This window comes from Emticicia sp. SJ17W-69, from assembly GCF_051209875.1.
Lineage (GTDB): Bacteria > Bacteroidota > Bacteroidia > Cytophagales > Spirosomataceae > Emticicia.
Genome location: NZ_JBNTQY010000002.1, coordinates 13922 through 37995, shown reverse-complemented (window position 1 = coordinate 37995; position 24074 = coordinate 13922). Strand labels below are relative to the sequence as shown.

Here is a 24074-nt window from a genome sequence, read left to right as displayed (position 1 = left end):
GAAAGCGTAAAGGTCTTTTCCAATATTTAGAAGTTACTTTGAAAAATATTAGAATTTCATTAGAATTGTATTTTTATACAACTATCAATGTCAAATTCTCAGATTTAAGCCTAATCTTGAGCCAAATTTCAATTTTATTACGTTCTTCTTTGTTCAATTCTTTATTGGTTTTAAGTATTGAAACTAATATTTTTTTCTCCAAACTCCCATCAAATTGAATGCTAGGTTGCAAGATGATAGATGAAATTTCAGGATAATTAACTTTTATTTCTTTTAGAATTTGTGATACATCATTTTTCTTAATTAACACAGAATCAAGTTTGGTTCGCAAAGCTTGATTCTCACTTTCCAGCTCCAATAATGATGCGTTTATCATTTGTTGTGCAGGATTTAAAATATTTTCTGAAGAATTGGCAAATCCTTGTTGAATCTTTAGTGTTGTTCCATCCAAATCATAATATTTTAATTTTGAATATATCATGTTCTTTTGACTATCATCTATCCTATCGCCGCCATAAATCAACAATACTGATTTTGAAGCCGGGTCAATATTTTTACTTAGTAAGTAATCATTTTTTAACTTACATTCATTATCAATAAATTTTTGAACTTTAGATTTAAACTGTGCTTGTTGAATAGTATCATAACCAAAATACAAACTCGGAATGAGCGTTAGTAAAACAATTCCAAGAATAATTCGTTGAGACTTCTTATCAGCTATTTTATCACTCAAGTGTTTTAGTGGAAAATCTAAAAACTTAACTGTTATAAGGGTTGCGAATGCAATAAAAACAGTATTGATAAAATACAAATAAAACGCACCAACAAAAAAGCCCAAATTAAGTGTAGCTAAGCCATAACCAGCGGTACACAGAGGAGGCATAAGGGCTGTTGCAATAGCAACGCCAGTAATAACATTCCCTTTCTGCTTACTTGAGGTAGCCACGATTCCTGCTAAACCACCAAAAAGTGCAATCAAAACATCGTATATATTGGGTTGAGTACGTGCTAAAATCTCTGAATGTGCTTCATTTAGTGGAGTTATCGAAAAATATAAAGTAGAAGTAAGCAAGCCAACAACTGTTGCAAAAACATAGTTTCTGAGTGCTTTTTTGAGTAAATCAAGGTCGTTAATTCCCAAACTTAAACCCATTCCCATAATTGGCCCCATCAAGGGAGAAACCAACATCGCTCCGATAATAACGGCCGTAGAATTTACATTTAAACCCAGTGAAGCGATAAAAATAGCAAATACCAAAATCCAAAGATTTGTTCCCTTAAAAACAACCCCTTTATCAATATCGTTGATTACTTTTTGATGATTTTCTTTTTCATTTTTAAGGCTAAAATCGTCTAAAATCTGTGTCAGGAAGTTCATGTTTTACGGATAGTTAAAAAAGAAGCCCCCAGTAAATATTACTGGGAGTCTAAGATTATGAAAAAGTTAATACTCCATTAGAAAAACCAAAAACTGTCCCTGACTCTAAACTCAACAGTTCCAAGGTAGCTATCAGTTGTATATAATTTTGCCGAATAGAGTCCAGGAACAAGTTTATCTTGAACTATAAAATCAAAAGAAACATTTTGAGGGTTTTTGTTGAAATCTACTATTTTGCTATTATGCACTTCCATTTTTATGCCTTTGTTATGTTCATCCTTCACAATAACCAACTCATTCCATCCAGCTATGGTGCTTTCTTTTTCATCAAATATTGACAAATAGACTGGTTTTGAAACTATTGTTTCGGTTTTTAAGAACGATGGAATATTCATCGAAATCCTAAGTGTACGTGCTTTTTTTGCTTTCGTTGTTATTGCAGTATTTGACTTCAAGACATCTATTCGAAAATTATCGCCACTTGCCAAATACTTGATTTTTGTAATCTCGTTCTTTGCTTCCCTTAATTGAGATTCTAGCATAAGTATTTTTACTTGCAAATCCTTGGTATTATTTATTAAAGTTAAATTTGATCCTTTTAATTCTACAAAACTTTTTTCGAGCGTAGTTTTCATGCTTTGGAGTTCATTAATTTGGGTTTTTAGATGTTCAATATCTTTATTTTTGATATTTTTGATATTTTCAACATTTTCAAGCATTGCCAACTTATCAAGTGCCTCTTGCAAAGCTACTTCTCTTGATTTAATTGTGATTATTTTGGAATCTAAATTAGCCTCTAATTCTTGAATGGTTAATTTTTCTACATTGATTCGATTTGTGAGAGCAGCTAATTCATTTTGTAATTCGTTCTTTACTGCCAACAAAGAATCGGCTTTAAGAGTAATTAAATCCTTTTCGAAATAAACTTTTTCTAATTTATTATAAAAAACACCAACCAAACTGGCAATTATTATTAATATGGCCGAAGCTCTTATAATCACTTTTCTTTTTATTGTTTCAGTATAATTCATAATTTATTGCTATTTGGTAGATAATTGAATAATTTGATGATACAAACATCGTCAATAACAATTAGAGGTTTCTTAAATAAAAATTAGAAATTCCTTAGATTATTTTTTTTATGAAAGAAACATTGTTCATTTGAGAAATTATTTCAAAAAGCAATGAAAATATTAGTTATTGAAGATGATCCAAAAACACTAATGGCAATTCAGCAAGGACTTATTGAAAGTTTTTACGAGGTCGATATTGCATACGATGGACTGATAGCTAAGCAATTAGCAATGAAAAATGCATATAACTGTATCATTACAGATGTAATAATACCCGGATTAAATGGAAGGATGTTGGCACAAGAGCTACGCCAATCTGGGAACCAAACTCCAATATTGATACTTTCGGCATTGAGCGACAGCGAGGATAAGGTGGCTGGTTTTGATGCAGGAGCAGACCAATATTTAGTAAAGCCTTTTCAATTTGCAGAACTTTTAGCGAGGGTACGGTCATTAACTAAAAGAGGCACAGATACATTGATTACACATGATATTTTAAAGTTTGCAGACCTTGAATTAAATCTTGATACTAAAATTGTACAAAAGGCTTCTCAAAATATTGACTTATCGGCACTTGAATTTAGATTATTGGAATATTTTATGCGAAACCAAGGGCGTGTTCTATCAAAAAATCAGATTGCTGACAATGTTTGGGATGTAAATTTTGATAAAGGCACAAATTATATTGAAGTCTATATTAATTATTTACGTAAAAAAATTGATAGAAATTTTGAGAAAAAGCTGATTCATACAGTTTTTGGTATGGGATATATTTTAAGAGAAGAATGAAACTAAGAAAACGGATAACACTTCAATTTGTAGGAGTCGTTTTGACTATTCTCACGATAGCCTTATTATCTGTATATATTTTTACAGATTTTTTCTTGGATAAAAATTTTTACCGCCGTCTCAATAATAGAGCAGAAACCATTGTAGGTTGGTTATCTCAAATCATTGATAGCCAACAAAATACTGATTTTTTAGAGAATCTACTAAAGAATAGGAAAGATCAATTGCCAAGCGAAGAAATAATTATTTATAATCTCCAAAATAAGGTAATTTTTGCATCAACTTCTCAGAATCCGATTTTTATAGAACAAAACATTTTAAAACAAATCAGACTCCAGAATAGAATTCAATTTAAAGAAAAAGGTTTTGATGGTGTCGGAATTCTTTATAAAACTCCAACGCAACGATATCTGGTTATTGCTTTGGCTCAAAACAATTATGGTCAAGATTTTTTGAAGCAAATGAGGTGGATGATGATAGGGATAGTAATGTTTTCGATTATTTTTATCAGCATAACTGGTTGGTTCTATGCTAAAAAGACACTCGAACCAATCGAAAAAATAGATTTTGAATTGAATAATATCTCTCCAAAAAACATAAATAAAAGGCTCAGAAATACTAAAAATAATGATGAAATAGATAAATTAAGTCAGACAATAAATCAACTTTTAGAAAGAGTCGAAGAAGGAATTAATTTACAAAAAATGTTTATAGGTAATGTTTCACATGAACTACAAAATCCACTAACCCGCATAAGCTCTCAATTAGAAGTAAGTTTATTTAAAGAAAGAACACCAACCGATTATCAAAAAACCATTTATTCAGCTTTAGAAGATATAACAGACTTGGTAACAATGACGCAAAATTTGTTGAAATTATCAAGAGTTACTGCCGATAATCAAGCACTTTTGGTAGAAAACATCCGACTTGATGAATTACTGTTCGATACCAAGAAATTTATATTGAAAAACTATCCAAATTATAAAATTGAAATAATTTTTGAAACTCTTCCAGAAGACCCCGAACATCTGTGTATAATAGGCAATAATTCTTTGCTTAAAACAGCTCTCGTAAATTTGGTTCAAAATGCTTGTAAGTTTTCGCTAGATAACCATGCTTATGTTGTACTTTCGGTTAGTCCAATCGACAAAATTATATACGTTAAAGATAATGGAGTGGGCATTGCTTCAAGCGAAATCGAATTTATATTTGAGCCGTTTTATCGTTCTGAAAAAACAGCCCAAACCAAAGGATATGGTATTGGGCTGTCGTTGGTTGACAAAATTATAAAAATGCACAAAGGCACGGTTGGGGTTGAATCTACTCTCGGAAAAGGCACCACATTTAAAATATTATTTTAAGCAATAATTGTGATGTTATATAAATACAAATGTATTACTGAGAAATTAGAACTTTCTAAATAAACTATTAGAAAATCATTAGATATTGGTTCTAATTATATTCTAATAAGTCTTTAAGGAGTATCTAAAAATAGCGACATAATTTTGTGCAAATTAATTCTACGAAAGAAAATTTGCCATGAAGTATATCTTATTTGTTCTTTTAACCATCATATTGTATAACAATTCAGTTGCTCAAACCCTTTCAACTGCTTTAAAGGATTTAGAATCAGGACGATACACTAAAGCAGAAGAACTTTTTAAACAACTTTTAGAAAAAGAAAAAAATGCCAAATATGCCTATTATTTAGGCTATTTTTATCTTCGTTCAGCTCAGTTTGCCAAAGCTGAAAATGCTTTTTTAAAAGCCTATTCATATAATTCTAACTTCCGATTGGCTGATTATGGATATGCTGCCGTGCATTTAGCTTATAATCAACCAAAAATAGCCGATAGCCTTTTTGCTGAGTTAATTAGAAAAACTAAAGGAAATGATTATGAAGTTATGATTCGGATTGCAGAAGCCTATACACTATTTTCTACATCAGATGGACATAAATCATTGAAAATACTAGAAATGATCGCTCAAAATTCCAAGATTAGTTCAAATACAAAAGGGCTATATTATTTAATAAAAGGTGATGCACATGCCATTAACCGAGAAACTCAGTCGGCAATTGCTGCCTATAAAAAAGCCTTAACCTATGGGTCTTATAATTTCGTGACTCATACACATTTAGGATTGCTTTATAGAAATCTTGACCAACCACGGTTGGCAAGAGAACAGTTCTTGAAAGCATTAATTATAGACTCTACTTATGCACCTGCTCATTTTGCATTGGCAAAACTCTATATGGCTGATAAAAAAGAACATATTGTAGCATACCATTACCATAATTATTTGAGATATGCCGACACAAGTTTATCTGATTCGGTTGAATGTTTTAAACATTATTTTCTAGCAAATGATTTTAAAAAAACTATCGAACTTTATCAAAGTTTTAAAGATAAACCAAGCCTTATTAATGACCCAGATGTAGAGCGAATAATGGCTTTGACCTATGGTAATAAAGCGATAAATCAACCCACAAAGGCGTATAGCTTTTGGAAAAGCTATTTGACTAAAATTGATAAATCATTCGCCCAGAATGAAGATTTAGAGCGAATGTATCAGGTTTTTTCAAAAATAAATACCAGTCAATCAAAAACTGAAGTAATTCAAATATTGGAGGCTTTATGCTATAAAGATTCTACAAAAAACTATTTTTATGAAACTGGACGTGCGTATTTTAACTGGGAAAAAAATTACAAAACAGCAGCAAAGTTTTTTGAATTGTCACAAAACTATGAGCTTAAAAAATATCATAAAATAAATTATGCAAACTATTTTAGTACGGGTAGGAGTTATTATTTTGCCTATCAAAATAATAAAAACAATAGAGGTTTTCTAAAAGCTTCCTATCAAAATTTTGAAAAATTAACCAAACAATATCCTAATTATTCAAAAGGTTTTCTGTGGTTAGCAAGAGTTCAAAGATTATATTTACCAGAAACTGAAAGAAAAACGGTACAACAAAACTATCAACAATATCTTCAGCACGTTGATAAATCGAATGCCTCGCCAGAAGATATTTTAGAGGCTGAAAATTATTCAAAATTAGTTGATTGAATAAATAAAGACCGTTGAATACTATAAAAAAAATTAGGATACAACGGTCTCTATTAAATCATTGCTTCTGAAAAATAAGGGAAGCTGAGTTCATGCAATAACGCAAACCTGTTGGCTTTGGACCATCATCAAAAACGTGCCCTAAATGCCCGCCACAACGGGTGCAAGTTATTTCACCTCTTACCATTCCATGACTGTTATCAACTCCTTCTGTTACGTTTTTTTTGTCAATTGGAGCATAGAAACTTGGCCAACCAGTACCCGACTCAAATTTTGTTTTAGAGGAAAAAAGTGGTAAATGACACCCAGCACAAAAATAATTCCCCTTTTCATGATTATTATGATAAGCATTTTGGAACGGGGTTTCTGTTCCTTTTTGTCTTAAAATATAGAATTGATTAGGCGAAAGCAACTTCTTCCACTCACTTTCAGTTTTTACTACTTTTACTAAGGATTTGTCCTCTAAAGAAAGTTTTGGGTCTTCATTCGTTGTTTTTTGGAGTCGCATTGAACTCAAAATTAGCACGATTCCGACTAAAATTGAATATTGAATGACATTCTTTTTCATGATTTTTCTTGTTTTAATTTTCCTTTGTAAACTTTTTTAAACATTTCAAAACGTGGAATTGATACTCCTCTAACATACGGATTATCAGGGTGTAGTTCAATGTAATTTTGGTGATAATCTTCTGCTTTAAAGAAAACCTTCAGTGGCAAAACCTCAGTTACAACTTTGTTTTTAAACCTTTTTGATTGACTGACAACAGCAATTTCCTTTTCTATAATTGACTTCTCTTCATCATTTTGATAAAAAACTATGGAGCGATAAGAAGAGCCTCTATCTGGTCCTTGTTGGTTGGGAGTAGTTGGGTCGTGCGAACTGAAAAAGACTTTTACCAACTCCTCATAACTCACTTTTTGTGGGTCATAATATACTAACACAGCTTCTGCATGTCCAGTAACTTCACTACCTACCTCTTGGTAGGTTGGCCTGTTTGTTTTTCCACCCGAATAACCCGAAACAGCATCATCAACACCAACTACTGCTTCAAAGATATGCTCACTACACCAAAAACAGCCTTCGGCAAAAACCGCAATCGCTTTGCCTTTTGGCGGAGTCAAAGATACAGGCTTGGTTTGAGCATTCATCTGTAATGTCCCAAACATTAATAAAGAGAACAAAATTTTAATTAAATTTTTCATTTTTTTAGATTTCTTATTTGTATGGCTCAAAGGTAGGTCTATCTAAATTGCCAAAAAGTCAGCTAAATGACAGTTTAATGTAAAAAACAAATCATTTAACCACTAGTCAATGGTTTATAAAATTGATTTAATACTATTTGCCCCGGTAATTTGATAGTTATTGATTTGTGTAAAAGCAATAATTGAACATTTTTTTTATGATAATCCTTGAGTGATTTCTAATAGGGCTTATCCAGATACTTGTGTTAATTTTTGAGTCTTAAATAATATAGTATTTAGTAGGGTTGTTTGTTTGAATTTCAATTCGCTTAAAAGATTCTTCATTTACATAAAGTATAGTGGTTATGATAGTTCCGCTTTTAATATTTTATCAAAATATAATTCATAAAATAGACACAAAATGGCATAGAATATTATTTGATTAAAATAACAACATATCTTGAATGAATTGAAATATTACCACTCTTTAATAAAATTTACGCCATTGCTCTCGCAAATCCTACAGTATCTCGATATGTTTGTTGTGAAATATCAGCATTATTTTTAAAAAATCGACTAAAATAATGTTCATCTTCATAGCCCAAAGTATAGGCAATTTCTTTGACTGATTTATTAGTTAAATAAAGTTCTCGTTTTGCTTCAATTATAATCCTTTCAGAGATTAAGTCCGTTAGGGTTTTGTTGAAATGAGACTTCGTAATTTTCCCTAAAGCCTTTGGTGTAATATTAAGCAAATTGGCATAATCGCTTGCTGAATGCTTGGTTTTAAAATGCAATTCAATAAAATTCTTTAAATTTTGCAGAATAAATGGTTCTTTACTCTCTGGAAATGCTTTACCTATTTCTGTATTCTGAGCGGTTTTAAGACGAGAGGCTGTGATTAAGAAAATTTTCAAATAAGAAACTAACACCTCATATTGTGCCAAAGCAAGATTTTGCATCTCATTTTTTATTTGACCAACTATCATTTTAAAAGTTTCTGCACTAACATCATCGACCTGCACAAATGGTGGTTGATAAATATTATTGAATAGTACACCATTACAAGCCACTTCTGGTTGGTGTTTGTGAATACAAAAAAAATCAGGATGAAAGTTTAAAACAATTCCTTCAATTTTTTCTTTTTCTTGTAGCATAAATGGCTGATATGGTGCAAATGTAAATAGATTTCCTTCTGAAAAACTATATTCCGAAAAATCTACTTTTAGAGTGCCTGAGCCTTTCTGTAACCAAATAATTGAATAATAGTTAAGCCTTTGAATATGGTCGAAATGGCTATTACTCTCAAACGCAAAAAGTTTGAAGGCAAGATTTTCATTTTGTGGATTTATTAAAGTGAAGGTATTTTGGTTGAGCATTTTTAGTATTTATCTATGCTTTGAGTTTCTTTATTTCAGCCTCTATTTTGCAATATATACTTTTTGTGATGTTAAAAACTCTTCCATTTCTGGAAGGGTATAACTAGAAGTAATGTATTGGTGACAATTCCAATCAAAGGCTACTATCTCAAAAACAATAATTCGTTCAAGTAGAAATTTATAATTTTCCAAATCAAGCAATTGAAATAAATTTGGTACACTTTCGAGTTCTATCATTGATACCTTTGCCTAGATTTTTAGCCTTTTTTTTCGTGGATAATCAATTAAAAACAAGGCAAATTTATTGTTTGTTGATAAATTGCCAACAGAAACGTACTGAATATTACCCCCAAAATCAATAAATCCAACATGTTTTTCAACTAAAACCATCAAAAATCCTTTTGGTCCACCACGGTGTTGAATATTGGGAAAACCGTTTTCACCCGAGGTAGACATTTACTTTGGCTAATAAAATCTTTTTCGTTATCAATTAAGCCGTCATAAATTGTATTCAACTCCATGCGAGCATAAGCTGGCCTACTTCCAAATTTTTCTTGTATTTGTTTCACTGCTGGGCTAAATCATAGTTTCTGTAAAATTCATAACCATTTTTTTGACTCTTAAAATTCGTTTATTGTGCCAAAACAGGATCCCAAAGAGAATCACCATATTCGTCTGGCAATACAATTGAATCCCCCTGAGTATATAATTTTCTATCAGATTCGTTTATTGCCAAATCATTAATACTTGCAAAGCGTTTCCGCATCAATCCATTTTCGTCAAACTCCCATAATTCGTTGCCATAAGCCCTAAACCATTGCCCTTCAGTGTTTTGATATTCATACTCAAATCTTACTGCCATGCGGTTTTCCCGAAAGCCCCAAAGTTCCTTTTTTAGTTTATAATTTAACTCATTTTGCCATTTACGTGTTAAAAATGCTTTTATTTCTGCACGACCATTAATGAATTCTGTACGATTTCTCCATTCAGAATCTATAGTATAAGCCAACGAAACACGTTCAGGGTCTTGGCTATTCCAAGCATCTTCTGCCATTTGAACTTTTTGTAAGGCTGTTTCCATTGTGAATGGTGGGAGGGGAGGTCTTGTATTTTCCATTTTAAAACGTTTTTTTTAATACAATCATATCAAATATTTGTTTGTCTTTTTCATAAATTGGCTCGTTGTAATTGTTTATAAAAAAGTCTTTACGAATTTTAAAATCTTCAAAGCCTGATTTTTTGTAAAACTCAATTTCATTAAAACATTGGTCGCAAGTACCAACAAGTAAATTTTTAAAACCTCGATTCTTTACATTTTCTGCAATGTATTTCAGTAAAATTGACCCTATACCTTTACCTTGAAACTCTTTTGAAACTGCTATGTTCTTTATTTCAATAGTTTCTTTATTTTCCACTTTTAATATAAAAGCTGCGATAATTTTACCTTCTATGTCAGTTACAAATAATTCTCCATTTTCAAGATATTTATCAATAGCTATAATGGTATCATCGGCAAGCAACAATAAATCATAAGGAACTGCCTCAGATTCGTTCCACCGTCTTATCAATAACTTTTCATACAAAGTTGAATTCATTTTTTTTAATTAAAATTGCCAGTATTAAATTTATGTGTAAGTAAAATGCGGAAATATTTTGGTTCTTTTATAAAGCAAACACCTAAGATTTGTAATAATCCCAAAAAGACGAAACTTTTGTAGAAAAAATAAATTCTTAGGCGTTTGCTCTCATTTTTTACAACATCATCTTTAAACTTACAAACTTGCTGCCAAAGGGAAATCTACTGGAACTTTGGTAAGATTATGCAAATAATTCATGGCGGTTTTGTCAGAGATTTGCAAAATCAAGTCAACCAGATTTTCGTTGGTATAGCCTTGTGCAAAAAATTCATCAACCAAATCATCATTTGCATTCCCTCGGTTTTTAGTAATATCAGCAGCTAATTGTACCAAAGCGTTCAATTTGACATTACTACTTTTTGCGTTTCTAATATCAAGCAGTTGTTCATCTGAAAAGCCATTCATTTTACCTAAAACCAAATGAGCACTTTGGCAATAAATACAGCCATTCACTTGACTAACTATTAAGTTTACTGCCTCTTTTTCTTTGTTGCTCAATGAAGTTTTGGCATTTTGATAAGCTAAAAATCGGACTAATCCATTATCTGAATAAGCAATTGTTGCATACAAATTAGGTACAAAACCCAAAGCTTGTTGAAGATTATCAAAAATTTCTTGGTTAGCGGGAGCTACTTGGTTTTTAGTAGGAACTTTAAAAGAATTCATCATTTTTTGTTTTAATTGTTTATCGTTTTTGATGCTACAAAGGTATGGCAACTTAAAACGTACTAAAATGGATGATTCACGTCAGTAGGTGGATAATTTTCTTTTTTAAATAATTCAATTGGTCCAGATTAGAAATAATAATTGCTTAAGGTAGTTCAATAAAGAATATTCAGATAAATAAATGATAATGACGAATAAAATACACGTTTTCAGCAGTTTTTAAGAATTAAGCATTACATTCGTTTTACAGTCTGTTCATCATAGTCTAAAGTTGTAGGGTTTTTTATGAGTGCTGCGGGCTGTGGCACTCATTTTTTATATATGAAAATATTATTAATTGAAGATGAGCCCAAAACATTGCTTTCTCTGAAACAGGGTCTTGAGGAAAATGGTTTCGGTGTTGATATTGCATACGATGGAGATGTGGGTAGCCGACTTGCCAAAAAAAATCAGTATGATGTAATCATTACTGATATAATTTTGCCCATCAAAAATGGCTTTGAAATTGCTAAAGAAATAAGAGAATTGGACATTCAAACGCCAATCATCATGCTCACCGCCCTTGGAACACTTGACGATAAATTAGAAGCATTTGATTTAGGTGCAGATGATTATTTGGTAAAACCTTTTGAGTTAAAAGAACTAATTGCACGAATAAAGGTTGCAATTAAAAGAATGACAATCTTCGACGGGTTGCAGATTAGCTACAAAAAACTAAAGTTTGAAGATTTAGAACTTAATCTTGATACGAAGATTGTTAAAAGAAAAGACCTTGTAATCAACCTAACGGCACGGGAGTTTAATCTTTTGGAATGCTTGATAAAAAATCAAGGTAGGGTAATGTCTAAAGAGGAGTTATTAGATAAAGTTTGGGGTATGGATTCTGATGTCACTACCAATGTTGTTGAAGTATTTATGAACCTGCTTCGAAAGAAGGTGGATGCTCCTGATTTTCCTAATAAAATAATTCATACAATGTATGGAATGGGTTATGTCATGAAACGATAATACAATGCCGTTAAGAAATAAAATAACCATATTGTTTATCATTACAGTATCAGGTATATTATTTGTTGCCTTTGCAGTACTTTATTGGCTCAGATATAATGCGAATGAAGAAGAATTCTATAATCGTCTCAAACAAAAAGCCATCACGACAGCTGAGTTATTTGTAACGGTTAAAGAAGTTGATTCAACTTTATTAAAGCGAATTGATAAAGCCAACAAAGACATACTTTTCAAAGAAAATATTACAATTTATAACCATCTTAACAAAGAAGTATATACCAATAACGATACTATCAACTTTCAGATTGACCAAAAGCTTTTAAATAATATTAGAATTGAGAATAAACTAAAATTTAAACAATCTCAGTTTAAAATAATTGGACTTACTTACAAAGATGATTATAATAACGTGGTGGTAATAGCTGGAGCTGTAGATAATGAAGGAATCAAAAGACTTAGTAGCTTACGAAATACATTATTTGGTTTATATTTTATTGTTTTAGGAGTTGTAGGTGTTATTGGCTGGTTGTTTTCAGGTAAAATTCTTCAGCCTGTGACACACATTATAAATGAAATAGATTCTATTTACCCTCAAAATTTAGATAAACGAATCAATATTCAATCCAATGATGAAATTGATAAACTGGCAATCAATTTCAATAGCCTTCTCGACCGAATACAACAGGCTTTTAAGCTCCAACAAACTTTTATTTCAAATTTTTCACATGAGTTAAAGAATCCATTGATGAAGATGGTATCACAAATTGAAGTCAGCCTCATGCGACAAAGGAGTATCAAAGAATATCAACAAACCCTAACATCAGTCCATGAAGACCTCAAAGAATTAGGTGATTTATCTGATTCCCTACTCGAATTATCAAGAGTTAATCATTCTTCAACTTCTAATTTATTGGTAGATGTCCGAATTGATGAAATATTATTTGATGCCCGTGAAGAGTTAATCAACAATAACATTCAGTATAGGATTATCATTGATGTTGAGAAAGATTTGATTGAAGAGAACGAATTGCTTGTAGTTGGAAATCCTTATTTACTAAAAACAACTTTCATCAATCTCATGGAAAATGGGTGTAAGTTTTCCTATAATAACTTAATAAAAGTTACTTACACCACCATCAAGCAGTATATTCAAATATCATTTTCGAATAATGGTAAAGGTATTACTGTCAAAGATTTGCCCTATATTTTTGAGCCATTTTATCGAGCTAATAATACTTCGAGAGTAAAAGGCTACGGTATCGGTTTATCAATCGTAGAACGAATTGTAAAATCTCATAAAGGTTTGATTGAAATTTTTTCGACTGAAAACTCTGAAACAGTCATTAAAGTTTTGTTACCACTTGCTAAAAACAAAGCGTGAAATTACTCATAACTTTATTACTTAAATTTGTTTTTTTGTTACTGACCTAATACAATGAATGTACTGCTTTTAGAAGATGACCCTACACTTTCAACAGAAGTTAAAAGTTTTTTGTTATCAAAAAAAATTGAATGTGATACTGTTTTTGATGGAGAACTTTTCTTTCGACAAATAAAAAAACATGAATACAACATTTTTCTTTTGGATATCAATGTTCCAAAAATAAATGGATTAGATGTATGTAAACAAATTCGAGAATCCAATAAATACACCCCAATTATTATGCTCACTGCTTACGGAGACATTCAAGACAAAGCTGATGCTTTTGGTTTTGGAGCTGATGATTATTTGGTAAAACCATTCCATTTTGAAGAGCTTTTTTTAAGAATTACTTCTCTGCTTCGCAGAAGTTTAACTCCACAAGAGAGCGATAACATTATCGTTATTGATGATTTGGAAATTAACACTTCCGAAATGAAAGCAAAACGTAAAGGAGAATTGATTGACCTTACTCCAAAAGAATATCAATTTTTATTGCTTTTAGCCAAAGCCAAAGGGCGGACTCTTTCTAAGCAGACTATTGCTGAGCAAATCTGGGATATTCATATTGATACAAATTTAAATACGATAGAGGTTTACATTAATTTTTTAAGAAAAAAAATAGACCGTAATCATGAAGTTAAACTGATTCATACTCGCCCAGGATTTGGTTATTATCTAAAAAAAGAAGAGCTATGACCCTCAAAAAAAGGATTGCGATTAATGTTGCTATTGCCTTTTCAGTCTTATTTGGACTGGCTTCAATTGTTATTTATATATCCTTTTCAATTTTCAGAAGAGAAGAGTTTGAGCAACGCTTAAAAGTAAAGGCGTTAACAACAGCGAAATTGTTGGTTGAAGTAAAAGAAGTTGATAATCAACTACTTAAACTGATTGATCGCAATTCGATCAATAAACTAATTAATGAAAAAATATTAGTCTTTGATGATAAATTTAAACTGCTTTATAGTAGTATCGACGATGCCACAATTACTTGGAATAGAGCAGATTTAGAAAAAATTAAAATTGAAAAATCGTTTTTCAGAAGCGATAAAGAGAAAGATGTTATGGGTTTATACTATGATTTCGAAAGTAGTGAGTATTATGTATTAATCTCTGCTGAAGATAGATATGGTAATTCTAAACTTAATTTTCTGTTTTATCTCCTCCTAACTACATTCATCGTGGGTACACTTTTGGTGTGGCTTTCCACTAATTATTTTATCAAACGATTACTCAAGCCTTTGGATATTTTTCAAGAACAAATAACCAATATTTCAATTAACCAATTGAACGTTCAATTACACGAAACGAAGCAAAATGATGAAATAAACCTGTTAACAAGAGCTTTTAATATCCTGCTTTCGAGAATTGAAAACGCATTTGAGAGCCAAAGAGAGTTTGCAGCTAATGCTTCACACGAATTTAGAACACCCTTAACAAGAATTTCTTTTAAAGTAGAAAATTTACTTCAAAATCAAAGTCATAGCCCTGAAACAGTCAATTCGCTCAAAAGTATCAATGAGTCTATTCATCAATTATCAGACTTGGTTAATTCTTTATTACTCTTATCAAAAATTAATCGAGAAGATGCTCAAAAAGAGTTTGCTAAAGTACGAATTGATGAAGTGATTTTTTTTGCCACTACACAAGTAAAAAAAACGGAACCAGAATTTGATTTAAAATTTGAAATTATTGATAATGATAAAATTGAGCTTTCAATGGAAGTTTTTGGAGTAAAATCGCTTCTTGAAATTATATTTACCAATTTGTTAAAAAATGCTTGTTTGTATTCAGACAATAAAAAAACTAATGTCATAATTGAGCAAACAGATAGTCACAAGCTAAGCATACGTATTTCAAATGAAGGCGATTTAATTACCATGCTCGAACAAGACAAGCTGTTTCAACCTTTCATGCGTGGCTCAAATTCAAGACAAATTAATGGCTCAGGGTTAGGTTTACGGCTTTCAAAACGAATCTTAGATTATCATTCTGCTACAATCAAATATCAAGCAATAGCACCTAAAACTAATCAATTTGAAATTATTTTTATCAATTAAGTTTTTTTTAAGGTAAACCTAAAGGCTATTTTAATATTGACCTATACATCTTTGCTGCTGTAAATAATATACAACAGACCACAGATGTTTAGAAAGCTTTTCTTTTTACTATTATTATTTTTTTCTCAAACTGCTTTTTCACAACAAAACCTCACACTTTCGCAATGTGAAGAAGTTTTTGTTAAAAACAACTTGGCATTGTTGGCAGAGCAATACAATATTGACATAGCCAAGGCCAACGTCATTCAAGCCAAAATCTGGGAACTTCCTTATGCTTCGGGCGAGCTAAACGCCATTAATCCACCCAACAAAAGAGTGCTTGATATAGGTGGGCAAGGACAAAAAGCCCTTGCGGTACAACAACTACTTTATCTGGGCAAAAAGAAAAAGAATGAAGTTGAATTTGCCAAATCAACCATTATAATTGCAGAGTTACAGTTTGAACAACTCCTGAAAAACCTTCGATTTCAGCTACGTCAAAGTTTCTATAACAGTTTCTTTGAACAACAAAAAATCAGCAACATCAATAAGCAAATAGCCAATGTTGATACCTTGGTAAAAGTTTATTCGCAACAAGCACAAAAAGGCAATTGGCCCTTGCGAGATGTGGTTCGCTTACAATCATTGTCATTCAATTTAAAGAATGAATTCCTTGCAGTACAAAAAAGCATCAACGATGAGCAAGAAACATTAAAAATTATGACATCAAGCAGAGAAGGCATCAATCCAGTAGTAGATGATTTGGCTCTGAATAATTATTTTCTCAAAAATAATCTTCCAGTTGCTGATGCTTTACTCAACATGGCATTAGAGAATAATCCTGATTACTTGAGTTTCTTGAAAATTATCGAAAGCAATGTGTTGATGCTAAAATGGCAAAAATCATTATCGACGCCCGACCTAACTCTTGGTGTATCTTATGACCAACGTGGCGGAGCTTTTGGTAATCAGGTAAACTTGACATTTGGAGTCCCCTTGCCTTTGTGGAACAGAAATAAAGGAAATATCAAAATTGCCGAAGCCGAATTAGAAAAAACAAAGCGTTTGAAAGAACAAAAAATAACAGAATTAAAGAGTCAAATCGAAAATTCCTACCTGACTTGGAGTCAAAAACAAGAAAAATATACCCAAATAATACAATCTGGCACAGAAAACTTTGAAGTTGTGTATAAAGGTATTTTGCAGAATTTTCAAAAACAAAATATTTCCTTACTCGAATTTACCGATTTCATGGAGAGCTATAATCAAAGTACACTTCAATTGATTGAAATGAGGAAACAACTCATTTTATCGGGCGAATCTATCAATCATATTGTCAATGTTAATTTATTCTAAAATGAAAAATATAATCTTCATTTCTCTCCTTACCGTTTGTCTTTTTGCTTGTGATAAAACCCCACCAAAAGAAATTACTCAAACTACTTTTGTATTGAGTAAAAAAATGCTCGAATCAACCAAAACAAGTGTGGTTAAAATGCAAAACCTTAAAAATGAACTTAATTTCTATGGCAAAATAACGGCTGACAATAATAAAATGATTGAAGTTTATCCAGTTGTTGGCGGAAATGTAACAAAAGTATATGTCGAATTGGGCGATTATGTAAAAAAAGGGCAATTGCTTGCAACAATTCGCAGTACAGAAGTTGCCAGTTTTGAAAAAGAATTGGAAGATTCTAAAAACGATTTGCTATTAGCCAAGAATAATTTGAAAGTAGCACAAGAATTATTTGAAGGTAAACTCAATGCCGAAAGAGATGTGATTGAAGCACAGAGTCAATTGGATAAAGCAAAATCACAACTGCATCGCATTGAAGAAACCTACACTATTTACAATATCAAAAAAGGAGCAATCTATGAAGTAAGGTCACCTTTAAGTGGCTTTATTATTCAAAAAAATATCAACCAGGATATGCTTCTCCGCAACGACCGTAGCGATAATATTTTTGATATTGCTGAAATAGATGATGTTTGGGCAATTGCCAATATCAATGAAAGCGACATTAACCAAGTAAAACTCGGCATTGATGCGGCTGTAACGACACTGAGTTATTCCGATAAGATATTTAATGGAAAAGTTGATAAAATCTTCAATATCATCGACCCCGAAACGAAAGCCATGAAGGTTCGTATCAAACTCAATAATACCGGTTATTTACTCAAACCTGAAATGAGAGCCACAATCAAACTTTCGTATGCCGAAAGTCAGCAAATGCTGGCTATTCCTTCGGAGGCGGTCATTTTTGACAAAAGCAAAAACTTTGTAATGATATTCAAAGACCGCAATAATATCGAAACTCGCCAAGTAGAGGTATTCCGCCAAGTTGGTAGCATCACTTACATTTTATCAGGGCTAAAAGGGGGTGAAAAAGTAATGACCGCCAATCAACTACTAATTTATGATGAATTGAATGATTAATATATTCGAACTACCTATTATTTTATACATCCCTAAAACCCTAACCTTATGAACGCCATTATACAATATTTTAACCACGTTCCAGATTCGCACCGAGTAGCCGTACTATTCTTTGCTATATTTTTCACATGGAATTTTGAAAATATTTTAGCCTTCCACTTTAATTATAGTAAATGGAAACACGCTTTCACTAATGCTTCCTTTATGCTTTGGGATGCTCCCGTGCAATTACTTTTAGGTTTTTTATTTAACCTATTATTGGTATGGAATGAAAACCATCCATTTGGAATCATCAATCATTTAGGTATTCAAAACCCTGTACTATTGTTTATTATCTCTTTCTTATTGCTTGATTTCTTTGAATATGTCTATCATGTTATCATGCACAAGTTTCATGCTTTTTGGCTTTTCCATTTAGTGCATCACAGCGACCAAAACCTTGATGTTTCCACTACACTCCGTGAACACCCAATTGAAACAAGCATTCGACTGAGTTTTACATTGTTGTGGGTATTTCTCTCTGGTGTTTCTTTTTGGATGCTCATGGCTCGTCAGTTTATTCAGATAATTTCCAATGTTACAGCTCATGCTAACCTCCGATTGAGCGAAAGGAACGACAATTTTCTCAGTTATTTTTTAGTAACACCCAATATGCACCAAGTACATCATCATTATGTATTGCCTTATACTGATAGTAATTATGGTGATGTTTTAAGCATTTGGGATAGGCTATTTGGCACATTCCGAAAGATGAAATACGAAGATTTGGTATTTGGTGTAGATAAAGAAATGGACAAAGAAAAGCTAAAAGAATTCAGTTGTCTTTTATCAATGCCATTCCGTGTGGGCAAAAATTATGCACAAAAAGAGTTCGATTCCGACTACATTATTTCAAGTGTACAAGAATTGAAATAACAATTTCATTCAAATATTTATTGCCGAAAACTGGCAGAATATAAAGGTTCTAAATTTCCATCAAGGATTTCGTTTTATGAATAAATTCATCAAAAATATTATTGCTTTTTCGCTCAAAAACAAGCCTTTTACCTTCTTTTGGGTGGCAGTTTTGGCAATTTCAGGCTTTATCTCATTTCAAAATATGCCCATTGAGGCATTTCCTGATGTAACCAATACCCAAATCATTATCGTAACCGAATGGAATGGAAGAAGTGCCGAAGAAATAGAGCGTTTTGTAACCACACCCATCGAGATTTCGATGAATTCGGTTCAGAAAAAAACAAGCGTTCGTAGTATTACAATGTTTGGACTTTCAGTTATCAAAATTATTTTTGATGATGATGTAGAAGATTTTTTTGCCCGACAACAAGTAAATAATCTACTCCGAAATGTTTCGTTGCCAGACGGTGTAGAGCCTGATGTACAACCACCTTATGGCCCCACGGGTGAAATTTTCAGATATACGCTTAAAAGTAAATCAAGAGATTCCAAAGATTTACTTACAATTCAAAATTGGGTCATTGATAGACAACTTCGCTCAGTGGCTGGTGTAGCTGACTTGGTGGCGTTTGGTGGACAAGAAAAAACGTATGAAATCAGCGTTGACCCTAATCGCTTGGCAAAATATGACATCACACCATTGCAAGTGTATGAAGCTGTAAACAAAAGTAATCTAAATGTAGGCGGTGATATAATTGAAAAAAACCAACAGGCTTACGTGGTTCGAGGAATTGGCTTGCTTAGTTCTATTGCAGACATCGAAAATATCATCGTTGATGACGCAGCAGGAAACCCCATTTTGGTAAGAAACCTTGCTGATGTGCAAGAAGCAGCCATGCCAAGAGTTGGGCAAGTTGGATTAAACGATAATGATGATGTAGTAGAAGGTATCATTGTTATGCGAAAAGGTGAAAATCCGAAAGAGGTGTTAGGCAGAGTAAAAGCTAAAATTGCTGAATTAAACGAAAGGATTTTGCCATCGGATGTAAAAATGGAAACATTTTACGACCGTGATAATCTGATGAATTATACCACTACTACGGTGATGCACAATATGTTTGAAGGCATTTTGTTTGTAACGGTGATTGTGTTTTTATTCATGGCAGACTGGCGAACGACTGTTTCAGTTTCCATCATTATTCCACTTTCTTTATTATTTGCCTTTTTGTGTTTACGACTGAAAGGTATGAGTGCAAATTTACTTTCATTGGGTGCCGTCGATTTCGGAATTATCATTGATGGAGCGGTGGTGATGGTAGAAGGAATTTTCGTTACACTCGACCACATTTCATACAAAAAAGGTATGCAAGCATACAATAAGTTAGCCATAGGTAGTGTAATCAAAAAGACAGGAACAGAGTTGGGGAAAGCTATTTTCTTCTCAAAACTCATTATTATCACTGCTTTGATGCCTATTTTCGCTTTTCAGAAAGTAGAAGGGAAAATGTTTTCGCCATTGGCTTACACTTTAGGTTTTGCCTTATTGGGTGCATTACTTTTTACACTTACTTTAGTACCTGTTTTATCTCATCTATTTCTAAATAAGAATGTTCGAGAGAAAAATAATCCTTTCGTGAATTTTTGGAATAAAATCACTAAGAAAGGTCTTGTTTGGACTTTTGCCCACAAAAAAATCACACTTTTTGCTTCAATTGTTTTCATGGCATTGACTTTCTTCTCTGCTACATTACTCGGCACAGAATTCTTACCACAGCTCAACGAAGGTGCTTTGTGGGTAGAAGCTAAATTCCCAATGAGTCAAAGCTTGCCCGAAACGGTGCATAAAACAGCGATTTTGAGAAATGAACTCCGAAAATTTTCCGAAGTAAATGGCGTATTATCCCAAGTAGGAAGAAGCAATGACGGTACTGACCCAAGTGGGTTCTATTATGTACAAATGCAGGTAAATCTAAAGCACAAAGACGACTGGAAACGAAAAATTACAATGGATGATTTAGTTAGAGAAATGGATGATTCTTTATCTAAATATCAAGGAATAGGCTATAATTATTCTCAACCAATCATTGATAACGTGGCAGAAAGTGTGGCAGGAATCAATGCTTCAAATGCTGTAAAAATATATGGTGATGATTTGAATGAATTAGATAAAATAGCAAATCAAGTTATCAAACAAATTGAAAAAGTTGAAGGAATTAAGGACGTTGGGATTTTACGAAATGTTGGTCAGCCCGAAATTAGCGTAATCTTAGAAAGAGAAAAAATGGCTGCTTATGGAGTAACGCTTTCAGATGCACAAGCAGTTTTGGAAATGGCTTTTGGTGGAAAAACGGCTACCCAAAAGTTTGAAGGTGAAAAGAAATTTGATGTACGTGTAAGATACCAAAAAAACTACCGCAAAGACGAAGTAGATATAAAAAACCTGAAAGTTCCGACCATTCAAGGGGCAAAAATACCGTTGAAAGAGATTGCTATCATTCAGAAAATAACAGGTCCTGCATTTATTTATAGAGATAATAATAAGCGATTTATTGGGGTGAAATTCTCGGTGAGAGACCGAGATTTAGGAAGCACGATTGCCGAAGCACAAAACAATGTAGAAACATATCTTGAATTGCCGAATGGTTATACAATCGGCTGGACAGGAGAGTTTGAAAACCAGGTGAGAGCTACTAAGCGATTAGGTGAAATGATTCCGATTAGCTTAATAGGAATATTTGTATTGCTATTCATCATGTTTGGTAATATAAAAGACTCGCTATTAGTCTTGGCAAATGTACCTTTTGCCATCATCGGTGGAATCATCGCATTACATATCACAGGTATTAATTTCGGTATTTCTGGAGGCGTCGGATTTATCGCACTCTTTGGTATTTGTATTCAAAATGGTGTGATTCTTATTTCTGAATTTCATAAAAACATACGCAATAAAATGGTTTTAGATACTGCTATTTTGGAAGCAGTAAAAGTACGAACAAGACCTGTCGTAATGACTGCCTTGATGGCATCAATCGGATTACTGCCAGCTGCAATCAGTACAGGTATTGGCTCAGAATCTCAAAAACCTTTGGCAATTGTCATTATTGGTGGCTTAGTAACTGCAACTGTCTTAACCCTTTTAGTTTTTCCAATCATTTTTTGGGTATTCAATAGAGTTAAGCACGAATCTTTTGAGTAAGTATCTAACCCCACACCTTTAAAATTATTTTACAACAATTCTATCAATAAACGTGATGCTTTACTATGCCTTTTTTACGCTTGTTTGTGTTTGCTGTTTGATTTTGGTCATTAACATAAATTTTCCAATCAATGGCATTCCCGTTTTGATGTACCATAAGTTTTCAAATAGCTATAAAGATGATATTACCATTACTGTCGAACAATTTGAAGAGCAAATACTGTTTCTTTTGAAATCGGATTATCAAATAATTCCCCTTTCACAATTTGTGGCATTTATTAATGGGGAGATTAAATCATTACCAAAAAAATCTATTCTTCTAACTTTTGATGACGGATATTTAAACAATCTTGAGTTAGCATACCCCATTCTTGAAAAATATAATATTTCAGCAACTATTTTTTTGTCAACGGCACATATTGGTCAGTCAAATTCTTGGGATAAAAACCCAGAAGCATTATTATGTCTAAATCATTTGAAAAGTCTAAATCCAAATTTTGTAAGCTTTGGTTTACATTCTCATCAACATCAAAACTATAAAAATCTTAGTCTTGATGAAATTGTGAAAGATTTGCAATTAAATATCAATTATTTTGAGAAAAACCTTTTACCAGTTTTACCTGTTTTTGCCTATCCTTTTGGAGGAAGACCAAAATGCAAAGCAACACTGATACAAATGAAGAAAACAATGAATGAGTTAAATATAAAAGCAGCTTTTAGAATTGGAAACCGTTTGAACATCGTTCCTTTAAAAGATAAATATGAAATACAACGACTGGACATTCGTGGAAATGAAAGTCTAACAAAATTCATAATAAGACTAAAGGGTTTCGGTAAATTACTTTGATTTTAATGCTCATTTTCAGTAGTATTTTATATTTCATTCAGCTAATCTTCAATATTGACATCTAATTTTGTTAAAAAACTAAACAATATGAAAAAAAATGGATTAACCGAAGAAGAAACCAAAGCATATGCGTTTGGTGCTACTATCATACTTTTTTTATTACTTTTTGGAATTGGATATTTCTGGAATAAAAGTGGCAATCTTCAAACAGAAAAAAATCAGTTAAAAATAAAGCAAGATTCTTTGATGGTCGTTAAAAACAGACTTGATAAAGACTTAACAGAATTAGCTTCACAACTTGAAAGTAGTATTGCTCAAAAAAACTTGTTGGCGTCTAATAATGACCAGTTGAGTCAAACATTGGCTCAAAAAGACAAAATCATTTTTAAGTACAAAAAGGATGCTCAAAATGTAGTTTCTTTGAAAAAACAGATAAGCGAACTTATTTCTCTAAAGAACCAGTTGCAAAGTCAATTGGATAAAATAAATGATATCAATCAAAAATTATTAAGTGAAAATAATAGTTTAAAAGAACAAAATGCTCGGCTTGCAGAAGAAAATGAAACGCTAAAAGGTCAAGTACCAGGACCAGAGTCAGCTACTATCAAACCACTACTTTCAGCTGGTAGTTTTAGAGTTGAAGTGTTACGAAAGAATAATAAGTTGACTGTAAAATCAAGACGTTCAAGACAAATTGAAATATCATTTGACGTTCCAGAAGACATAGATATAAATGGAACACAAACAGTATTTGTAAGTATTAAAAATCAAAATTCTAATCCCATAAAAGATGCCGACAATATTGATATTGAAGTAAAACTCAAATCAGGAAAAGTTGTAAAGACAACCGCTCAAATGACACAAAAAGTAGATTTTTCATCTTTACCTAAACGCGTTACAATCAAATACGATGTTGAAGATAAATTGAAAGCTGGTTACTATTTTATTGATATTTATACTGAAGATACTTACGTAGGAACAGTACAATTCAGACTAATCTAAGGTTTCAGCAGTTTTTAAGATTTGTTTCAGACCTTTGTTCGGTTAAATTTCA

At 32.2% G+C, this 24074-nt stretch carries 23 protein-coding genes; 13 read left to right on the top strand and 10 right to left on the bottom strand.

What is annotated here, in order from left to right; translation table 11 throughout:
- Nucleotides 1-73 precede the first annotated feature (73 nt).
- Together ACQUQZ_RS24020 and ACQUQZ_RS24015 are read right to left on the bottom strand one after the other, a co-directional pair.
- On the bottom strand, nt 74-1378 hold the full coding sequence (locus tag ACQUQZ_RS24020; protein WP_435357723.1) for a DUF389 domain-containing protein: 1305 nt from the start codon (nt 1376-1378) through the stop codon (nt 74-76).
- Between the two features lie 77 nt (nt 1379-1455).
- Nucleotides 1456-2409: a coiled-coil domain-containing protein gene (locus ACQUQZ_RS24015; RefSeq protein WP_435357722.1), complete on the bottom strand. Its 954-nt coding sequence runs from the start codon at nt 2407-2409 to the stop codon at nt 1456-1458.
- 153 nt (nt 2410-2562) lie between these two features.
- Between ACQUQZ_RS24015 and ACQUQZ_RS24010 the strand changes: the two genes are divergently transcribed.
- From ACQUQZ_RS24010 to ACQUQZ_RS24000, 3 genes are all read left to right on the top strand, one after another.
- Nucleotides 2563-3240, top strand: a complete 678-nt coding sequence (locus ACQUQZ_RS24010; RefSeq protein WP_435357721.1) for a response regulator — start codon at nt 2563-2565, stop codon at nt 3238-3240.
- Nucleotides 3237-4601 (top strand): ATP-binding protein, encoded by a 1365-nt coding sequence (locus ACQUQZ_RS24005; RefSeq protein ID WP_435357720.1) that lies wholly within the window; start codon nt 3237-3239, stop codon nt 4599-4601. The genes ACQUQZ_RS24010 and ACQUQZ_RS24005 overlap by 4 nt, the downstream gene beginning before the upstream one ends.
- Before the next feature lie 178 nt (nt 4602-4779).
- Nucleotides 4780-6309, top strand: coding sequence for a tetratricopeptide repeat protein (locus ACQUQZ_RS24000; protein WP_435357719.1), 1530 nt, complete (start codon nt 4780-4782; stop codon nt 6307-6309).
- Between the two features lie 58 nt (nt 6310-6367).
- Here ACQUQZ_RS24000 and msrB read toward each other — a convergent pair whose 3' ends face one another.
- The 8 genes from msrB to ACQUQZ_RS23960 all read right to left on the bottom strand — a co-directional run bounded on the left by msrB (nt 6368) and on the right by ACQUQZ_RS23960 (nt 11173).
- The gene (gene msrB, locus ACQUQZ_RS23995; protein ID WP_435357718.1) at nt 6368-6877 is read right to left on the bottom strand and encodes a peptide-methionine (R)-S-oxide reductase MsrB; all 510 of its coding nucleotides are present in this window, start codon (nt 6875-6877) and stop codon (nt 6368-6370) included.
- Nucleotides 6874-7512 (bottom strand): peptide-methionine (S)-S-oxide reductase MsrA, encoded by a 639-nt coding sequence (gene msrA, locus ACQUQZ_RS23990; RefSeq protein ID WP_435357717.1) that lies wholly within the window; start codon nt 7510-7512, stop codon nt 6874-6876. The genes msrB and msrA overlap by 4 nt, the downstream gene beginning before the upstream one ends.
- Before the next feature lie 476 nt (nt 7513-7988).
- Complete coding sequence (locus ACQUQZ_RS23985; RefSeq protein WP_435357716.1) at nt 7989-8870, bottom strand: helix-turn-helix domain-containing protein; 882 nt, start codon at nt 8868-8870, stop codon at nt 7989-7991.
- A gap of 42 nt (nt 8871-8912) precedes the next feature.
- A complete protein-coding gene (locus ACQUQZ_RS23980) occupies nt 8913-9107 on the bottom strand; it encodes a hypothetical protein (RefSeq protein ID WP_435357715.1) in 195 nt (64 codons plus the stop codon).
- 12 nt (nt 9108-9119) lie between these two features.
- Entirely contained in the window at nt 9120-9326 is a 207-nt protein-coding gene (locus tag ACQUQZ_RS23975; protein WP_435357714.1) for a hypothetical protein, read from the bottom strand.
- A gap of 175 nt (nt 9327-9501) precedes the next feature.
- Nucleotides 9502-9987: a DUF1348 family protein gene (locus ACQUQZ_RS23970; protein WP_435357713.1), complete on the bottom strand. Its 486-nt coding sequence runs from the start codon at nt 9985-9987 to the stop codon at nt 9502-9504.
- Between the two features lies 1 nt (nt 9988).
- Nucleotides 9989-10465 carry a GNAT family N-acetyltransferase gene (locus ACQUQZ_RS23965; RefSeq protein ID WP_435357712.1) on the bottom strand — a complete coding sequence of 159 codons (477 nt, stop codon included), beginning with the start codon at nt 10463-10465 and terminating at the stop codon, nt 9989-9991.
- Between the two features lie 177 nt (nt 10466-10642).
- On the bottom strand, nt 10643-11173 hold the full coding sequence (locus ACQUQZ_RS23960) for a carboxymuconolactone decarboxylase family protein (RefSeq protein WP_435357711.1): 531 nt from the start codon (nt 11171-11173) through the stop codon (nt 10643-10645).
- A 321-nt stretch (nt 11174-11494) separates the two neighbouring features.
- Here ACQUQZ_RS23960 and ACQUQZ_RS23955 point away from each other — a divergent pair, with 321 nt between their 5' ends.
- The 10 genes from ACQUQZ_RS23955 to ACQUQZ_RS23910 all read left to right on the top strand — a co-directional run bounded on the left by ACQUQZ_RS23955 (nt 11495) and on the right by ACQUQZ_RS23910 (nt 24022).
- Nucleotides 11495-12181 (top strand): response regulator transcription factor, encoded by a 687-nt coding sequence (locus ACQUQZ_RS23955; protein WP_435357710.1) that lies wholly within the window; start codon nt 11495-11497, stop codon nt 12179-12181.
- Between the two features lie 4 nt (nt 12182-12185).
- Complete coding sequence (locus tag ACQUQZ_RS23950; RefSeq protein ID WP_435357709.1) at nt 12186-13562, top strand: HAMP domain-containing sensor histidine kinase; 1377 nt, start codon at nt 12186-12188, stop codon at nt 13560-13562.
- A 54-nt stretch (nt 13563-13616) separates the two neighbouring features.
- A complete protein-coding gene (locus ACQUQZ_RS23945; protein ID WP_435357708.1) occupies nt 13617-14300 on the top strand; it encodes a response regulator transcription factor in 684 nt (227 codons plus the stop codon).
- Nucleotides 14297-15664 (top strand): histidine kinase dimerization/phospho-acceptor domain-containing protein, encoded by a 1368-nt coding sequence (locus tag ACQUQZ_RS23940; RefSeq protein WP_435357707.1) that lies wholly within the window; start codon nt 14297-14299, stop codon nt 15662-15664. The genes ACQUQZ_RS23945 and ACQUQZ_RS23940 overlap by 4 nt, the downstream gene beginning before the upstream one ends.
- A gap of 84 nt (nt 15665-15748) precedes the next feature.
- On the top strand, nt 15749-16999 hold the full coding sequence (locus ACQUQZ_RS23935; RefSeq protein ID WP_435357706.1) for a TolC family protein: 1251 nt from the start codon (nt 15749-15751) through the stop codon (nt 16997-16999).
- A gap of 1 nt (nt 17000) precedes the next feature.
- Complete coding sequence (locus tag ACQUQZ_RS23930; RefSeq protein ID WP_435357705.1) at nt 17001-18080, top strand: efflux RND transporter periplasmic adaptor subunit; 1080 nt, start codon at nt 17001-17003, stop codon at nt 18078-18080.
- Nucleotides 18081-18128: 48 nt separating this feature from the next.
- A complete protein-coding gene (locus tag ACQUQZ_RS23925; RefSeq protein ID WP_435357704.1) occupies nt 18129-18995 on the top strand; it encodes a sterol desaturase family protein in 867 nt (288 codons plus the stop codon).
- A gap of 76 nt (nt 18996-19071) precedes the next feature.
- On the top strand, nt 19072-22173 hold the full coding sequence (locus ACQUQZ_RS23920; RefSeq protein WP_435357703.1) for an efflux RND transporter permease subunit: 3102 nt from the start codon (nt 19072-19074) through the stop codon (nt 22171-22173).
- A gap of 55 nt (nt 22174-22228) precedes the next feature.
- Complete coding sequence (locus ACQUQZ_RS23915; protein WP_435357702.1) at nt 22229-23020, top strand: polysaccharide deacetylase family protein; 792 nt, start codon at nt 22229-22231, stop codon at nt 23018-23020.
- Nucleotides 23021-23107: 87 nt separating this feature from the next.
- The gene (locus ACQUQZ_RS23910; protein WP_435357701.1) at nt 23108-24022 is read left to right on the top strand and encodes a hypothetical protein; all 915 of its coding nucleotides are present in this window, start codon (nt 23108-23110) and stop codon (nt 24020-24022) included.
- The last annotated feature ends 52 nt before the right edge of the window (nt 24023-24074 follow it).

What these genes read in the sequence shown, in the direction of transcription:
- ACQUQZ_RS23980 (WP_435357715.1), bottom strand. Translation starts at nt 9,107, where the DNA reads ATGATAGAACTCGAAAGTGTACCAAATTTATTTCAATTGCTTGATTTG.
- ACQUQZ_RS23960 (WP_435357711.1), bottom strand. Translation starts at nt 11,173, where the DNA reads ATGAATTCTTTTAAAGTTCCTACTAAAAACCAAGTAGCTCCCGCTAAC.
- ACQUQZ_RS23945 (WP_435357708.1), top strand. Translation starts at nt 13,617, where the DNA reads ATGAATGTACTGCTTTTAGAAGATGACCCTACACTTTCAACAGAAGTT.
- ACQUQZ_RS23950 (WP_435357709.1), top strand. Translation starts at nt 12,186, where the DNA reads ATGCCGTTAAGAAATAAAATAACCATATTGTTTATCATTACAGTATCA.
- ACQUQZ_RS24010 (WP_435357721.1), top strand. Translation starts at nt 2,563, where the DNA reads ATGAAAATATTAGTTATTGAAGATGATCCAAAAACACTAATGGCAATT.
- ACQUQZ_RS24005 (WP_435357720.1), top strand. Translation starts at nt 3,237, where the DNA reads ATGAAACTAAGAAAACGGATAACACTTCAATTTGTAGGAGTCGTTTTG.
- ACQUQZ_RS23935 (WP_435357706.1), top strand. Translation starts at nt 15,749, where the DNA reads ATGTTTAGAAAGCTTTTCTTTTTACTATTATTATTTTTTTCTCAAACT.
- ACQUQZ_RS23925 (WP_435357704.1), top strand. Translation starts at nt 18,129, where the DNA reads ATGAACGCCATTATACAATATTTTAACCACGTTCCAGATTCGCACCGA.
- ACQUQZ_RS24000 (WP_435357719.1), top strand. Translation starts at nt 4,780, where the DNA reads ATGAAGTATATCTTATTTGTTCTTTTAACCATCATATTGTATAACAAT.
- ACQUQZ_RS23985 (WP_435357716.1), bottom strand. Translation starts at nt 8,870, where the DNA reads ATGCTCAACCAAAATACCTTCACTTTAATAAATCCACAAAATGAAAAT.
- ACQUQZ_RS23910 (WP_435357701.1), top strand. Translation starts at nt 23,108, where the DNA reads ATGAAAAAAAATGGATTAACCGAAGAAGAAACCAAAGCATATGCGTTT.
- msrA (WP_435357717.1), bottom strand. Translation starts at nt 7,512, where the DNA reads ATGAAAAATTTAATTAAAATTTTGTTCTCTTTATTAATGTTTGGGACA.
- msrB (WP_435357718.1), bottom strand. Translation starts at nt 6,877, where the DNA reads ATGAAAAAGAATGTCATTCAATATTCAATTTTAGTCGGAATCGTGCTA.
- ACQUQZ_RS23955 (WP_435357710.1), top strand. Translation starts at nt 11,495, where the DNA reads ATGAAAATATTATTAATTGAAGATGAGCCCAAAACATTGCTTTCTCTG.
- ACQUQZ_RS23915 (WP_435357702.1), top strand. Translation starts at nt 22,229, where the DNA reads ATGCTTTACTATGCCTTTTTTACGCTTGTTTGTGTTTGCTGTTTGATT.
- ACQUQZ_RS23965 (WP_435357712.1), bottom strand. Translation starts at nt 10,465, where the DNA reads ATGAATTCAACTTTGTATGAAAAGTTATTGATAAGACGGTGGAACGAA.
- ACQUQZ_RS23970 (WP_435357713.1), bottom strand. Translation starts at nt 9,987, where the DNA reads ATGGAAAATACAAGACCTCCCCTCCCACCATTCACAATGGAAACAGCC.
- ACQUQZ_RS24020 (WP_435357723.1), bottom strand. Translation starts at nt 1,378, where the DNA reads ATGAACTTCCTGACACAGATTTTAGACGATTTTAGCCTTAAAAATGAA.
- ACQUQZ_RS23975 (WP_435357714.1), bottom strand. Translation starts at nt 9,326, where the DNA reads ATGTCTACCTCGGGTGAAAACGGTTTTCCCAATATTCAACACCGTGGT.
- ACQUQZ_RS23940 (WP_435357707.1), top strand. Translation starts at nt 14,297, where the DNA reads ATGACCCTCAAAAAAAGGATTGCGATTAATGTTGCTATTGCCTTTTCA.
- ACQUQZ_RS23920 (WP_435357703.1), top strand. Translation starts at nt 19,072, where the DNA reads ATGAATAAATTCATCAAAAATATTATTGCTTTTTCGCTCAAAAACAAG.
- ACQUQZ_RS23930 (WP_435357705.1), top strand. Translation starts at nt 17,001, where the DNA reads ATGAAAAATATAATCTTCATTTCTCTCCTTACCGTTTGTCTTTTTGCT.
- ACQUQZ_RS24015 (WP_435357722.1), bottom strand. Translation starts at nt 2,409, where the DNA reads ATGAATTATACTGAAACAATAAAAAGAAAAGTGATTATAAGAGCTTCG.